This is a genomic window from Herbaspirillum aquaticum (assembly GCF_002213425.1).
Taxonomy (GTDB): domain Bacteria; phylum Pseudomonadota; class Gammaproteobacteria; order Burkholderiales; family Burkholderiaceae_D; genus Herbaspirillum; species Herbaspirillum aquaticum.
In genome coordinates, this window is sequence record NZ_NJGV01000001.1 from 134,194 (window position 1) to 147,709 (window position 13,516).

Below are 13,516 nucleotides of genomic sequence, written 5' to 3' on the forward strand. Positions count from 1 at the left end.
AAAATCGGGCACAGCCGGGCGGACGATGTACAATAGCGCCCTGATTTTTAAAGCATTTTTCGCTTTTTCCCGTATTTTCGGCCGTTTGCGGCCCGTCTCACTGAGCCTTCTGCCATGTCCAACCCGTCTTCTCCCGCCACCCCGGCCTTGCCCAAGGTCGGCTTCGTCTCCCTCGGCTGCCCCAAGGCACTGGTCGATTCCGAACAGATCCTGACCCAGCTGCGCGCCGAAGGCTACGATACCGCCAAGTCCTACGACGGCGCCGACCTGGTGATCGTCAATACCTGCGGCTTCATCGATGCCGCCGTGCAGGAGTCGCTGGACGCCATCGGTGAAGCCCTGAACGAAAACGGCAAGGTCATCGTCACCGGTTGCCTGGGCGCCAAGAAGGATGCCGATGGCGACGACATCATCCAGAAAATCCACCCCAAGGTCCTTGAAGTGACCGGCCCCCACGCCGTGGGCGAAGTCATGCAGGCCGTGCACAAGCACCTGCCCAAGCCGCATGCCCCTTTCATCGACCTGGTGCCGCCGCAGGGTGTCAAGCTGACCCCCAAGCATTTCGCCTACCTGAAGATTTCTGAAGGCTGCAACCATCGCTGCAGCTTCTGCATCATCCCCTCCATGCGCGGCGACCTGGTCTCGCGTCCCATCGCCGACGTCATGCTGGAGGCCGAAAACCTCTTCAAGGCCGGCGTCAAGGAATTGCTGGTGATCTCCCAGGACACCAGCGCCTATGGCGTGGATGTGAAGTTACGTACCGGTTTCTGGAACGGCAAGCCGATCAAGACCCACATGACCCAGCTGGTCGGTGCCCTGGGTGAACTGGCCCAGCAGTATGGCGCCTGGGTGCGCCTGCACTATGTGTATCCGTACCCGCACGTGGACCAGATCATTCCGCTGATGGCCGAAGGCAAGATCCTGCCCTACCTGGACGTGCCACTGCAGCATGCCCATCCGGACGTGCTCAAGCGCATGAAACGCCCCGCCAATGGCGAGAAGAACATCGAGCGCATCCAGGCCTGGCGCGCCCTGTGCCCGGACATCACGATCCGCTCCACCTTCATCGCCGGCTTCCCCGGCGAGACCGAGGCTGAATTCGAGTACCTGCTGGACTTCCTGAAGGAAGCCGAGATCGACCGCCTGGGCTGCTTCGCCTATTCCCCGGTGGAAGGTGCCACCGCCAACGAGATCGCCAATCCGGTGCCGGAAGAAGTGCGCGAAGAACGCCGTGGCCGCGTCATGCAATTGCAGGAAGAAATTTCCAAGAAGCGCCTGCAAGCCAAGGTCGGCAAGACCCTGCGCGTGCTCATCGATGAAGTGGACCGCAATGGCGGCACCGGCCGCACCTATTCGGATGCACCGGAGATCGATGGCGTGGTCTACGTCAAGCCGCCGTTCGAACCCCATCGCAAGCTGGAAGTGGGCCAGTTCGTCGACGTGCGCATCACCGCCGCCGATGCCCACGACCTGTGGGGCGCAGCTGAGTGATGCGCTCGCTCCTGACGGTGCTGGTGCTGTGCTGTGCCAGCGTGCTCACGCCGGCGCGGGCAGCCACCGCCGGCCCCGCTGCCAATGCGCCTGAAGGTTCCCTGCAGAAGACCCTGATGACGCACGCCCTGGTGCTGCGCGGCCAGATCGACGGGCGCGACATCCAGCTCTCGTTGCAGCCCAAGAAGAATGAGGACGGTCTCGAAGGGCGCTACTTCTTCTTCGGCGGCTCACCCGAAATCCTGGTGGCCGGCGAGGTCGAGGGCGATGACCTGCTCATGGAAGAATCGGTCAACGGCAAGGATGTGTCGGGTCAATGGGAAGGGCACCGCCAGGGCCAGTCCATCACCGGGACCTGGTCCAGCGCCGATGGCAGCATCAGCAAGCCCTTTGCCTTGCAGTTGCCCTGAGCACCGGCAGGCCGCGAAGGCCAAACGACGGCGCTGTACAGGCGATATGAAACAGGCTTCATGCTGTTACGCCATCGTCGCCATTTCACGGGCCTTCCGGCCGCTTCTGTTGCTTTCGATGTGAACAAGCTGCGCGTATAGTGAGGCCTTTGCGCCCCGTCCCTGGGGCGCCATCGTTTCCAGAGGCAGATCCGTGTCCGATTCCAAAGCAACGTCCCCCGCATCCTCTCTCCCGCTCGACCCCCAGACCGCACTGGTCCACAGCAGCTACCGCGCCCCGGAGGGGTTTGAAGCCTTCCCGGTCGGCATCCATCATGCCTCTACCGTGCTGTTTCCCAACGTGGCCGCCATGCGTTCGCGCGACTGGCGCGAAAAGCTGGGCTACACCTACGGTTTGCACGGCACCCCGACCAGCTTCGTGCTGGAAGCGCGGCTGGCCGAGATCGAGGGCGGCACCTATTGCCGGGTCACGCCCAGTGGCCTGGCCGCCATCGCCATGGTCAACTTCGCCTTCTTGAAAAGCGGCGACGATGTGCTGCTGCCGGATAACGTGTATGGCCCCAGCAAAGACCTGGGCCAGTGGCTGGAGCGCGATTTCCAGATCACCGCACGCTTCTATGATCCGATGATCGGTGCCGGCCTGGCCGACCTGATCCAGCCCAATACCCGCCTGGTGTGGACCGAGGCGCCGGGCTCGGTGTCCATGGAAGTGCCCGATATCCCGGCCCTGTGCCGCGCCGCCCATGAGAAGGGCGTGCTGGTGGCCATCGACAATACCTGGGCCGCCGGCATCGCCTTCAAGGCCTTCGAGCACGGCGTCGACATCGTCATGCAAGCGGTCACCAAGTACCAGTCCGGCGGCTCGGATGTGCTCATGGGCGCGGTCATCGTGCGCGACCAGGCGCTCAACGAGAAGCTGGAACTGGCCCACATGCGCCTGGGCTTCGGCGTGGGCATGGATGACGTCTACATGGTCTTGCGCAGCCTGTCCTCGATGCGCCTGCGTTTCGAGGCCCACGACGCGGCCGCGCGCAAGGTCGCGGCCTGGCTCAAGCAACGCCCGGAAATCGTGGCGGTGCTGCACCCGGCCTTTGAGGATTGCCCTGGACACGCCCACTGGAAGCGTGACTTCACGGGCGCGGGCGGTTTGTTCTCGGTCATTTTCGATTCCCGTTACAGCGAAGAGCAGACCGACCGCTTCGTCGACAGCCTGCAGCTCTTCAAGATCGGCTACAGCTGGGGCGGGGCGCATAGCCTCTGCGTGCCCTACCGCATGCGTGGCATGCGCCGCCAGTGGCAGCGTGAAGGCGTGCTGGTGCGCTTCAACATCGGGCTGGAAGCGCCCGCCGACCTCATTGCCGATATCGAGCAGGCGCTGGGCAAGCTGTAAGCCGCTCTCCCGCCTGGTGCCACGTCAGCGCGCAGCAGGCGGGGGGGGGGGCTGCGCATCCCATTGCTCAGTTTGCACGCAAGAAATTGAATAAAGGTAAATGTCGCATCTGTTTATCGATTTGAGACCTCCAGGCGCGTCATAAAATGGTAGTAATTCTCGATACGGGATCGCCCATCTTCAGGTCCGGTGTGAGGACGTTGCGCAAAAGTCATCAGCTTGCGTAAATCCTTGCAAGTTTTCTTCATCGACCTGCTGACGGAAACTACAGTTGAACTCAGCAGTCCCATGAAAAATCTGGATGAGCTAGTCGTCCCCCAGCAACATTCGAAGAGAAAACCTCGAAGATTTACAATTTATTTTGTTTCTTGTGTGACAACTTTGTTTTGTCATTTCAACCAAGAAAGCTTTTGATCGGGAAATTCCTGATTGTCGCTGAAACTCGCGAGCCTGCTCAGTCTTCCTCGCGCAGCACATGAAAGTTCATCAATATCCTCCTTCTCTGTAGGACAGACTCCTACAAGATGCTCCGGTCCGGTTCTGTCGAAAAATACCGACCAAGTCTAATTTCCCGCCTGTCCGCCCCCCCTCAGAATTGGCTTGCAGTCAAGTAAATGTAAGCGATTGTAAGCAGCTCGACGCAGCATTGCGCCGGGTGAGCCGTAGGAAGTTCTTACCGAGGTGGGGTGCAAATGAATACCAACGACATGATGGCGGAGATCCGCGATGCCAACCTGAGCTATCTCATGTTGGCGCAGCAAATGATCCGTTCGGACAAACCGACCGCAATCTTCCGTCTGGGCATCAGCGCCGAAATCGCCGATCTGATCGAAGGCCTGTCCAACGTGCAGATCATGAAACTGGCGGCGACCAACATGATGTTGACCCGTTTCCGTTTCGACGACGGCGCCATCCTCGGCATGCTGACCAACTACAACAAGGACAAGAGCCTGGCGCAGTCACACGCGGCCATCCTGATGGCGTGTCAGCCCGGCGAACAAATTTCGTAAAACAACAAGACAAAAAGCATGGCCGGCGTGGCCAGGGACAGTCAACGCGCCGGAGGGGAAGACGTTCTACACAGTTATTCAGTTTGAGTCTTGCATTCATGCCTGAAAGTTCGCCCGCCCAAGGTCGGCGAATTGGGGTCAGGCAGTTTTATTACGAAATCACCGGGGGGTAGCACCATGGCTAAGAAGAGCGTTGTCACAGAGGCGCAGGAAATTCAGCTGGCCATTGAACTGATCAACCTGGGGGCGCGCCTCCAGTTGCTGGAATCGGAAACTTCGCTGTCGCGTGAGCGCCTGCTGAAGCTGTACAAGGAATTGAAGGGCGTCTCGCCGCCCAAGGGCATGCTGCCGTTCTCGACGGACTGGTTCATCACCTGGCAGCCCAATATCCATTCGTCGCTGTTCATCAACATCCACCGCTATCTGGTGGAGCATGCCCGCATCAGTGGCATCGAGGCAGTGATGAAGGCCTACAAGCTCTATCTGGAGCAAGTCGGCTACAACGATGCCGGTGAGCCCGTGCTCTCGCTGACCCGTGCCTGGACGCTGGTGCGCTTCTTCGAAAGCAAGATGCTCATGACCACGCCTTGCTGCAAGTGCCATGGCCACTTCGTGGTGCATCGCCTGGACTTGCACCAGGACTACCTGTGCGGGCTGTGCCACATGCCCTCGCGTGCCGGCAAGACCAAGAAGGCCAAGGATGCGGTCATCATGGGTCTGGTCGAAGGCGCGCTGCCGGTCGCCGCTTCCGCTCCCCTGGCTGCCGAACCGGTGCTGGCCGCGGTGGCCTGAGCCAGCAGGGATGCACCAGTGCCTTGCTGCGTGCGAGCAGCAGGGCGGTAATGGGCCAGGGTGTTCAACCAAAAAAGAATAAGGCCGATTGCCTCGATGTCCGAACCTGAGAATCACCCCGGCGCCGGGCGCAGGCCCCTGTGGCGGGCGCCGGCCATCCAGGCCCTGTTGCTGTTCGTGCTGGGCCTGGTCGGTGCCAATGTGGCCGATGTGCTGCTCCAGCGCGCGGGCCTGGCGCCTCTTTCCCCCCTCCAGACTTCCTTGCTGCATGGTGTCTTGGCCGCCCTGCTGGCGCGCCTGCGCCGCATGGCGGCGTGGTGGTGGCTGATCCTGCTGGTATTCCCGGTGGCTGCATTGGGCGCGGGCCAGCTGCACCTGCCGTCGTGGGTGTTCCTGGCGGTGTTCCTGTTCATGCTGGTGCTGTTCTGGTCGACCTTTCGCAGCCAGGTGCCGTTCTATCCTTCCGGGCAGACTGCCTGGGATGCGGTGGCCGGACTGCTGCCAGAGGGGCGGCCGATCCGCTTCATGGATATCGGCAGCGGCCTGGGCGGTGCCGTGCTGGACCTGTCGCGCCGCCGGCCCGACAGTGAATTCACCGGTATCGAGATTGCACCCCTGCCATGGCTGGTAAGCCGGGTCAGGGCGGCGCTGGCGGGCAATCGCTGCCGCTTTGTACGCGGCGACTACCTGCTGCTCGATTTCGGCAACTATGACGTGGTGTTTGCCTACCTGTCGCCAGCGGCGATGGAGGCGCTGTGGCACAAGGCGCGCGCCGAGATGAAGCCGGGAACGCTGCTTCTGAGCTACGAATTTCATATCCCCGGGACCACCCCGGATGTGGTGGTGGAGCCGGAGGACGGGGGCAGGGTGCTGCATGGGTGGCGCATGTGAGGGTGCGCAAGCAAGGAGAGCCTTTACAGGGGCTGCGAGACGCGACGTATCAAGTTTGCGCCAATTCAGCCGTAAATCGAAAAGGAAGGGCGTTTTTCGGATATGTATTCCCCCATTTGCTTGACTGGAATACCTGTAATCTGACGAACGTGAAAATACACTCAACGCCACAGGGACGGGAGTAGGCACTTGCTAGTCATCATTGGATATATCGTGGTCATGGGGTCCGTCTTCGGCGGCTTTGCCCTGTCGGGCGGCCACCTGGGGGCACTGTTCCAGCCACTCGAACTGCTCATGATCGGCGGCGCCGCGCTGGGCGCTTTCCTGGTCGGTAACAACAACAAGGCGATCAAGGCCACCATGAAGGCCTTGCCTACGGTCTTCAAGGGCAGCACCTACACCAAGGCGCTGTACATGGAGCTGATGGCACTGCTCTTCGAGATCCTCACCAAATCCCGTAAAGAGGGTTTGATGTCGATCGAAGGCGACATCGAAGAGCCGGAAAGCAGCCCCATCTTCAGCAAGTATCCGGGCGTGCTGGCGGACCATCACCTGATCGAATTCATGACCGACTACCTGCGCCTGATGGTCTCGGGCAACATGGATGCGTTCCAGATCGAAAACCTGATGGACAACGAAATCGAGACCCATCACCACGAGGGCGAGATTCCGGTGCACTGCATCGCCAAGCTGGGCGACGGCATGCCGGCTTTCGGTATCGTGGCAGCGGTGATGGGCGTGGTGCACACCATGGAATCGGTGGGCATCCCGCCCTCCGAGCTGGGTATGCTGATCGCGCACGCGCTGGTCGGTACCTTCCTCGGTATCCTGCTGGCCTACGGTTTCGTGGGCCCGCTCTCGAGCTTGCTGGAACAGAAGCTGCACGAATCGACCAAGATCTACCAGTGCGTGAAGGTGACGCTGCTGGCCAGCCTCAATGGCTATGCCCCGGCACTGTCGATCGAATTCGGCCGCAAGGTCCTGTTCTCGACCGAACGTCCGACCTTCCTCGAACTGGAAGAGCACGTCAAGCAGGCCAAGGGCAAGTAAGCGGTCGGCAGGCCGGCCCGGGGAGGCCGGCAGGCAGGGCGATTCACTCAGACATCAGTATTGAAGCAGGAGCACAGGCATGGCCGACGAAGGTCTACGTCCCATTATCGTCAAGCGGATCAAGAAAGGCGGCGGGGGTCACCACGGTGGCGCCTGGAAGATTGCCTATGCCGACTTCGTGACCGCGATGATGGCCTTCTTCCTGCTGATGTGGCTGCTGGGTTCGACCGCCAAGGGCGACCTGAATGGTATCGCCGAATACTTCAAGACGCCGCTGAAGGTGGCCATGGCCGGTGGTTCCGGCAGTGGTGACGCCAACACGGTGCTGCCCGGCGGCGGCAAGGACTTGACCCGCCAGGACGGCCAGCTGCGCAAGGGCGAGAACGATGTGGTCTCGCGCAAGCAGAACCTGAAACAGGCACAGCAGGAACTGGAGCGCGCCGAGCGCACGCGCCTGGAGGAATTGAAGTCGCGCCTGGAAAAGGCCATCGACTCCAACCCGACCTTGAAGCAGTTCAAGAACCAGCTGTTGATCGACATCACTTCGGAAGGCCTGCGCATCCAGATCGTGGACGAAAAGAACCGTCCCATGTTTGCCCTGGCCAGTGCGCAGTTGCAGCCCTACACCAAGGAAATCCTGCACGAGATCGGCCGCACCCTGAACGATGTGCCCAACAAGATCAGCCTGTCCGGCCACACCGATGCGACGCCTTATTCGCGCGGCGAGAAGGGGTACAGCAACTGGGAATTGTCGGCTGACCGTGCCAATGCCTCGCGCCGCGAACTCATTACCGGCGGCATGGATGAATCGAAGGTGCTGCGGGTGGTGGGCCTGTCCTCGGCGGTGCTGCTGGACAAGGAAGATCCGTTCAACCCGATCAACCGCCGCATCAGCATCATCGTGATGAACAAGAAGGCCGAAGAGCTGGTGGAAAAGGATAGTGGCTCCTTGAACGTGCCCACCGACGCCACCGATGACGACGTGCAGCAGGGACTGAGTGCGCCGCCAAAGAACTGACGGCAGGCACCGGGACGGGGTGGCTTGCGCAGGGTTTGCCAATGAAGCAGAAGTGTTCCAATTGAACAGGGGAAGAGAGCCGGATATGCCGACCAAGACCATGCTGCAGGAGCTCAAGCGCTTGTTGCTCGATACTGCCAGCGGCGGCAGCCGCCAATTGACGGAAGTGGAGTCGGACCTGGTCCAGACCAACATCCTGCTGGGCGAAGCCATCGGCAAGCTGGGCAACAGTTTCATGGAGCTGCACCGCGCGGTCCAGGCACAGCAGACCATCCTGGAAGGCCTGATGAATGGCAGCGGCCAGTTCGACAGCGACAGCATCGATCAGCTCAAGGTGACCCAGGGCGAAGTCAGCCACTATGTCAACGCGGCCGTGACCGGCCTGCAGTTCCAGGACATGACCAGCCAGTTGCTGGAGCGTATCGTACGCCGCGTGATCGGCCTGCGTGAGGCGCTGGGGGTCCTGAGTGCGAACAGTTTCGAGATCGTCCCGGAGCAGGGCCAGTCCGACGAAGAGGTCAGGGAATTGCTGGCCAGCACGGTGCAGGCCATCGAAGAGCGCCTCAACATGCTCGACACCGGGCTGTGGAAGGCAGTGCGCCAGACCCGCATGGAAAGTGGCGACATCGAGCTGTTCTGAGCGGTGGCTGGCTGAGTGGTACAAGATTGAACTAGGTCATTCCGGCCTTGGCTGGGCGATAGGTCGGTGGCCAAGGGTGCGGCATAATGCATACGCGCATGAGCCTTATTGAAGAAACAGGGAGTAACGATGTCCAAAACGATTCTCGCAGTAGATGATTCCGGGTCACTGCGTCAGATGGTGGTATTCAGTCTGAAAGCTGCGGGTTACAACGTGACCGAGGCGGTCGACGGGGTGGACGCGCTGGAAAAGGCCAAGACGCATACCTTCGACCTGGTCCTGACCGACCAGAACATGCCGCGCATGGACGGCCTGACCCTGATCCGCTCCCTGCGCGAGCTGACCAGTTACGCGCGCGTGCCCATCCTGATGCTGACCACCGAGTTCAGTGACGAGATGAAGGCCAAGGGCAAGGCCGCCGGCGCCAATGGCTGGCTGGTCAAGCCCTTCGACCCGCAGCGCCTGACCGAGGTGGTGCGCAAGGTGATCGGCTGATCTGTTGCCGGGACAAGAAGAAGATACGTACTGCATCCAGCATGGAGCCCAGGCATGAGCATTGATATGAGCCAGTTTTTCCAGGTCTTTTTCGACGAGGCCGAGGAAGGGCTCGCGGAAATGGAAAAGCTGTTGTTGGCCGTCAATGTGGCGTCTCCCGATCCGGAAGACCTCAACGCGGTGTTTCGTGCCGCCCATTCGATCAAGGGTGGTTCGTCCACCTTCGGCCTGACCGACATCGCTGAAGTCACGCACGTCCTGGAGTCGCTGCTGGATCGCATCCGCCAGGGCCAGATGAAGCTGACTTCGGAACACGTAGATGCCTTCCTGGCCGCCAAGGATGTGCTCAAGTCCATGCTGGACGGGCACAAGCACGGCGCCACGGTCGACCAGGATGCCGTGGGCGACGTGCGCATGCTGTTGGAGGCGCTGTCGCAGGGCAAGAGTTCCAGCGCCGCTGCGGCGGCCGAAGCGGCCGTGGTCGGTCCCGGTGGCGTGCACCGCTACCGGCTGGACATGCCGGTGATCGCCGACAAGGATGCCGAGGCTCTGGCCGACGAGCTGTCCATGCTCGGCAAGCTGGAAAAATCCAAGTCGCCCGAGGGGAACTGGATTTTCATCCTCGACACGGCCGAACCGATCGATGACGTGGTCGCCATCTGCGCCTTCATCGTGAACGTGGCCGACCTGAAGATTTCGCAAGCCGTTGAAGCCGCCAAGAGCAGCGACGAAGAGCGCGGCTATGGTTTCTTCGACAATTTCGTCACCCAGGAAGAGCGCGAGCGCGCCCAGGGTTATGGTTTCTTCGATAACCAGACCGCCATCGAAGACAAGGAGCGCGAGCAGGGCTACGGTTTCTTTGCTCCCTTCGTGCCGCTGGACATCAGCGCCAAAAAGAACGATGGCGAGGCGGCTGCCCCCGCCGGTGGCAACGGTCATGGCGGCAATGGCGGCAATGGCAACGGCCATCACGACGACGGCCACCTGCATGGTGACCATGGCGGCGAGAAGAAGGCGGCCAAGGGCGGCACCGGCCAGGAATCCTCGTCGATCCGTGTCAGCATCGAAAAGGTTGACCAGCTCATCAACCTGGTGGGCGAACTGGTGATCACCCAGGCCATGATCGAGCAGCGCGTTGGCAAGCTCGATCCCATGCATCACGAACACCTGCTCAACAGCGTCAGCCAGTTGAGCCGCAATACCCGGGATCTGCAGGAATCGGTGATGTCGATCCGCATGATGCCGATGGATTACGTCTTCTCGCGCTTCCCGCGCATGGTGCGCGACCTCGCGCACAAGCTGGGCAAGCAGGTCGAGTTCGTCACCCACGGCGCAGCCACCGAGCTGGACAAGGGCCTGATCGAACGCATCGTCGATCCGCTCACCCACCTGGTGCGCAACAGCATCGACCACGGCATCGAACTGCCCGAGGCGCGCCGCGCCGCCGGCAAGGGCGAAGCGGGCGTGCTGGCACTGTCTGCCGAGCACCAGGGCGGCAACATCATCATTGAAGTCACCGACGACGGTGGCGGCCTGAACCGCGACAAGATCCTGGCCAAGGCCAAGCAGCAGGGCATGCCGGTCACCGACAGCCTCACCGATGCCGAGGTCTGGCAACTGATCTTCGAGCCCGGCTTCTCCACCGCCGAGCAGGTCACCGACGTTTCCGGCCGTGGCGTGGGCATGGATGTGGTCAAGCGCAACATCCTGGCCATGGGCGGCGCGGTCGATATCCGCTCCAGCAAGGGCTTCGGCACCACGATTTCGATCTCGCTGCCGTTGACGCTGGCGATCCTGGACGGGATGTCGATTCGCATCGGTGAAGAAGTTTACATATTGCCGCTAGGATATGTGGTTGAATCTTTGCAGCCTTTGCCGCAAGATATCAAAGAGATTTCCGGTCAGGGCCAGGTGCTGCGCGTGCGCGGCGAATACCTGCCGCTGATCCCGCTTTATCAGATTTTCAACATCGAGCCTTCATTTACCGATCCCTCGCAAGGATTGGTGGTCATTTTGGAGTCAGATGGGAAAAAGGCGGCACTTTTCGTGGATGACCTGATCGGACAACAGCAAATCGTTGTGAAGAACCTGGAATCCAACTATCGAAAGGTCGCTGGCATTTCCGGTGCTACCATTCTGGGCGACGGCGGCGTCGCCCTGATTGTCGATGTGGCAGCCTTGCTGCGATCCAGCCGCCAACTGAATGACGAATCTGTATTTTCCTGATTTTTAAAGGGCCTCAACATGTCTGACACTGCAACCAAGAATCTTTCCGGCTTCGGCGAAAAGACCGACAGCAACGGAAACGAATTTCTCGCCTTTACCCTGGGCAAGGAAGAATACGGCATCGATATTCTGAAGGTTCAGGAAATCCGCGGCTACGAAGCCGTGACCCGCATCGCCAATTCGCCCGACTTCATCAAGGGCGTCGTGAACCTGCGCGGCATCATCGTCCCCATCGTGGACATGCGCATCAAGTTCCAGCTGGGCGAGCCGACCTATGACCAGTTCACCGTCGTCATCATCCTCAACATCGGCGGCCGCGTCGTGGGCATGGTGGTCGACAGCGTGTCCGACGTCATCACCCTGACCCAGGAACAGATCAAGCCGGCACCGGAGATGGGCACCACCTTCGACTCCGACTACCTGATCGGCCTGGGCACCCTGGAACAGCGCATGCTGATCCTGGTGGACATCGACAAGCTCATGTCCAGCGCCGAAATGGGCCTGATCGAAAAGCTGGCTGCCTGATTCATTGAGGCTCTGCAGCCTGGCAGTACGGGATCCGGAGGAGACGCAGTCCGGATCTGGCGCACGTCGTCATTCGGTACCGCAGGAAAAGCGGGCATCATAGCCCGATACAGAAGAGAAAAAGGCATCCGCCGTGTGGTGGATGCCTTTTTTATGGGCGCTTTCCAGCGCCTGTGAAGTTTTGTGCGCGCCGGCTTTGCCCGGGACCGCGCGTCCTGCCTCCCGGCAGGACTTTGCTTCATCTCTCAGTGGAAATGCTCGACCGGAGGAGGCGTATCTTCCGGCATTTCCGCATGCACCAGTTCACCTTCACGGTCAGGGAAGAGCGGTGCGCCACAGTCGTCGCAAAACTCCATGGTGAAGCGTTCTGCATGATGCTTGATGTGCACGATGCCGCATTCGCGCAGCACCGTCAGGATCTGCTGCAGCGGGCTGGTTGGCATGCCCTCCAGCAGACCCGCACCGGTCGGGATCATCATGGGCAAGTCTTCGCCACTCTCCTGCTCATACAGCGGCCAGACCGTGCCATAGACGACGGTGGGATCGCCGCCGATGGAAAAACCGATGCGGTATTCATCGATCTGGCCATTGATGTCCTCGGAAAAGCCGCCGATGCTGGCGTGCAGCTCGGAGGAGGAAATGTCCAGGGTCTGCGTCAGGAAGTAATCGGCAGCGCGGATGGACGCCGGGCGGATGCGCTTGTCGGCCTCGCGGCAGCCGAAGAAATAGGCTTGCGGCAGCAGCAGCTCGACGCTGCAGCCAGGCAGAAGACGCGTGAAGAGCGGCGTGGCCTGCTGGGTCCAGGCCTCGAAGGCGGCCTCTTTCCTGGCCGAGAAGTGGCTCTGCTGTTCACTTTCCTGCCAGTGGAACAGCGCTGCGCCGGCCGGCACCACGACGGCGGCGATCACGTAGCGGGTGTCGGCCAGGAACGCGGCGGTCGGCGGTTGTTCGCCGCGCAGCTGCACCGGGCCGGTTTTCAGGGCGGTCTGGCCCATCTGGCGGGTCAGGGCAAAAACGTCGGCGTGTACGCGCGGCAGCTGCTCGATCGAGAACAGGCTCGGGGCCAGCGCCATGCGGGCATCCTTGGCCAGGACGTGGGCATGGAGGTGCGCGCCGATGGCGGTGAGCAGCTCGCTGCCGATGGGGCCGGAGGCGATGGCGAAGCGGGTCCAGGCCAGTACCGGCAGCACCAGCAGCTGCACGTCGTAGTCCTGGCCCTCGTGTTCCAGCGAGGTGGCCTCGCTGCCGGCCTCGACGGCTTCGATCAGGATGTCATAGGCATCCAGGTCGGCCTTGAAGAGATGATCCAGGGCAGCATCGATGAGGCCTTGCTGGCCGGCCCGCAGCAGCTTGTTGAGCAGGGCGTCCAGCGGCTTGAGCCAGGCGCGCTCTTCGAGCCGGCTGGAGGCTTGCGCGATGGCTTGCGCAAAAGTCACCAGATGCTGGCTGTCGGCAGAAAGCTTGGAGGAGGAACGTTTGGCGGGACGACGCATGTAGGCTATCTGTAGGTGTGGAAACGAAACCGCCTATTGTAGATGATTTGTCAGCCCTGTCAGCCGCCGCGGCCTTGCGCAGCGC

The 13,516-nt window shown here is 61.2% G+C and carries 13 protein-coding genes; 12 read left to right on the forward strand and 1 reads right to left on the reverse strand.

Annotated features, from left to right (window positions below; translation table 11 throughout):
- Positions 1 to 114: 114 nt before the first annotated feature.
- The 12 genes from rimO (at position 115) to CEJ45_RS00695 (ending at position 11,938) form a co-directional block, all read left to right on the forward strand.
- Positions 115 to 1,491, forward strand: coding sequence for a 30S ribosomal protein S12 methylthiotransferase RimO (rimO, locus tag CEJ45_RS00640; protein WP_088753340.1), 1,377 nt, complete (start codon positions 115 to 117; stop codon positions 1,489 to 1,491).
- Entirely contained in the window at positions 1,491 to 1,901 is a 411-nt protein-coding gene (locus tag CEJ45_RS00645; protein WP_088753341.1) for a hypothetical protein, read from the forward strand. Before rimO ends, CEJ45_RS00645 begins: the two co-directional genes overlap by 1 nt.
- Before the next feature lie 193 nt (positions 1,902 to 2,094).
- Positions 2,095 to 3,291 (forward strand): cystathionine beta-lyase, encoded by a 1,197-nt coding sequence (locus CEJ45_RS00650; RefSeq protein ID WP_088753342.1) that lies wholly within the window; start codon positions 2,095 to 2,097, stop codon positions 3,289 to 3,291.
- A gap of 692 nt (positions 3,292 to 3,983) precedes the next feature.
- Complete coding sequence (gene flhD / locus CEJ45_RS00655) at positions 3,984 to 4,301, forward strand: flagellar transcriptional regulator FlhD (RefSeq protein WP_034334003.1); 318 nt, start codon at positions 3,984 to 3,986, stop codon at positions 4,299 to 4,301.
- Between the two features lie 177 nt (positions 4,302 to 4,478).
- Complete coding sequence (gene flhC, locus CEJ45_RS00660) at positions 4,479 to 5,093, forward strand: flagellar transcriptional regulator FlhC (RefSeq protein WP_088753343.1); 615 nt, start codon at positions 4,479 to 4,481, stop codon at positions 5,091 to 5,093.
- A 96-nt stretch (positions 5,094 to 5,189) separates the two neighbouring features.
- Positions 5,190 to 5,984, forward strand: a complete 795-nt coding sequence (locus CEJ45_RS00665) for a class I SAM-dependent methyltransferase (protein WP_088753344.1) — start codon at positions 5,190 to 5,192, stop codon at positions 5,982 to 5,984.
- A 189-nt stretch (positions 5,985 to 6,173) separates the two neighbouring features.
- Positions 6,174 to 7,034: a flagellar motor stator protein MotA gene (gene motA / locus CEJ45_RS00670; RefSeq protein WP_088753345.1), complete on the forward strand. Its 861-nt coding sequence runs from the start codon at positions 6,174 to 6,176 to the stop codon at positions 7,032 to 7,034.
- A gap of 79 nt (positions 7,035 to 7,113) precedes the next feature.
- Entirely contained in the window at positions 7,114 to 8,052 is a 939-nt protein-coding gene (motB, locus tag CEJ45_RS00675; protein ID WP_088753346.1) for a flagellar motor protein MotB, read from the forward strand.
- A gap of 85 nt (positions 8,053 to 8,137) precedes the next feature.
- Positions 8,138 to 8,692, forward strand: coding sequence for a chemotaxis protein (locus CEJ45_RS00680; RefSeq protein ID WP_088753347.1), 555 nt, complete (start codon positions 8,138 to 8,140; stop codon positions 8,690 to 8,692).
- A gap of 129 nt (positions 8,693 to 8,821) precedes the next feature.
- The gene (locus tag CEJ45_RS00685) at positions 8,822 to 9,187 is read left to right on the forward strand and encodes a response regulator (protein ID WP_006463269.1); all 366 of its coding nucleotides are present in this window, start codon (positions 8,822 to 8,824) and stop codon (positions 9,185 to 9,187) included.
- A 54-nt stretch (positions 9,188 to 9,241) separates the two neighbouring features.
- Positions 9,242 to 11,413 (forward strand): chemotaxis protein CheA, encoded by a 2,172-nt coding sequence (gene cheA / locus CEJ45_RS00690; RefSeq protein ID WP_088753348.1) that lies wholly within the window; start codon positions 9,242 to 9,244, stop codon positions 11,411 to 11,413.
- Between the two features lie 18 nt (positions 11,414 to 11,431).
- Entirely contained in the window at positions 11,432 to 11,938 is a 507-nt protein-coding gene (locus CEJ45_RS00695) for a chemotaxis protein CheW (RefSeq protein WP_006463271.1), read from the forward strand.
- A 245-nt stretch (positions 11,939 to 12,183) separates the two neighbouring features.
- Here CEJ45_RS00695 and CEJ45_RS00700 read toward each other — a convergent pair whose 3' ends face one another.
- Positions 12,184 to 13,431, reverse strand: a complete 1,248-nt coding sequence (locus tag CEJ45_RS00700) for a DUF2863 family protein (protein ID WP_088753349.1) — start codon at positions 13,429 to 13,431, stop codon at positions 12,184 to 12,186.
- Positions 13,432 to 13,516 lie beyond the last annotated feature (85 nt).

Bases quoted from the DNA above. Each gene is read 5' to 3' on its own strand.
- CEJ45_RS00700 (WP_088753349.1), bottom strand. From the start codon at position 13,431: ATGCGTCGTCCCGCCAAACGTTCCTCCTCCAAGCTTTCTGCCGACAGC.
- CEJ45_RS00695 (WP_006463271.1), top strand. From the start codon at position 11,432: ATGTCTGACACTGCAACCAAGAATCTTTCCGGCTTCGGCGAAAAGACC.
- flhD (WP_034334003.1), top strand. From the start codon at position 3,984: ATGAATACCAACGACATGATGGCGGAGATCCGCGATGCCAACCTGAGC.
- CEJ45_RS00680 (WP_088753347.1), top strand. From the start codon at position 8,138: ATGCCGACCAAGACCATGCTGCAGGAGCTCAAGCGCTTGTTGCTCGAT.
- CEJ45_RS00665 (WP_088753344.1), top strand. From the start codon at position 5,190: ATGTCCGAACCTGAGAATCACCCCGGCGCCGGGCGCAGGCCCCTGTGG.
- motB (WP_088753346.1), top strand. From the start codon at position 7,114: ATGGCCGACGAAGGTCTACGTCCCATTATCGTCAAGCGGATCAAGAAA.
- rimO (WP_088753340.1), top strand. From the start codon at position 115: ATGTCCAACCCGTCTTCTCCCGCCACCCCGGCCTTGCCCAAGGTCGGC.
- CEJ45_RS00685 (WP_006463269.1), top strand. From the start codon at position 8,822: ATGTCCAAAACGATTCTCGCAGTAGATGATTCCGGGTCACTGCGTCAG.
- cheA (WP_088753348.1), top strand. From the start codon at position 9,242: ATGAGCATTGATATGAGCCAGTTTTTCCAGGTCTTTTTCGACGAGGCC.
- CEJ45_RS00645 (WP_088753341.1), top strand. From the start codon at position 1,491: ATGCGCTCGCTCCTGACGGTGCTGGTGCTGTGCTGTGCCAGCGTGCTC.
- flhC (WP_088753343.1), top strand. From the start codon at position 4,479: ATGGCTAAGAAGAGCGTTGTCACAGAGGCGCAGGAAATTCAGCTGGCC.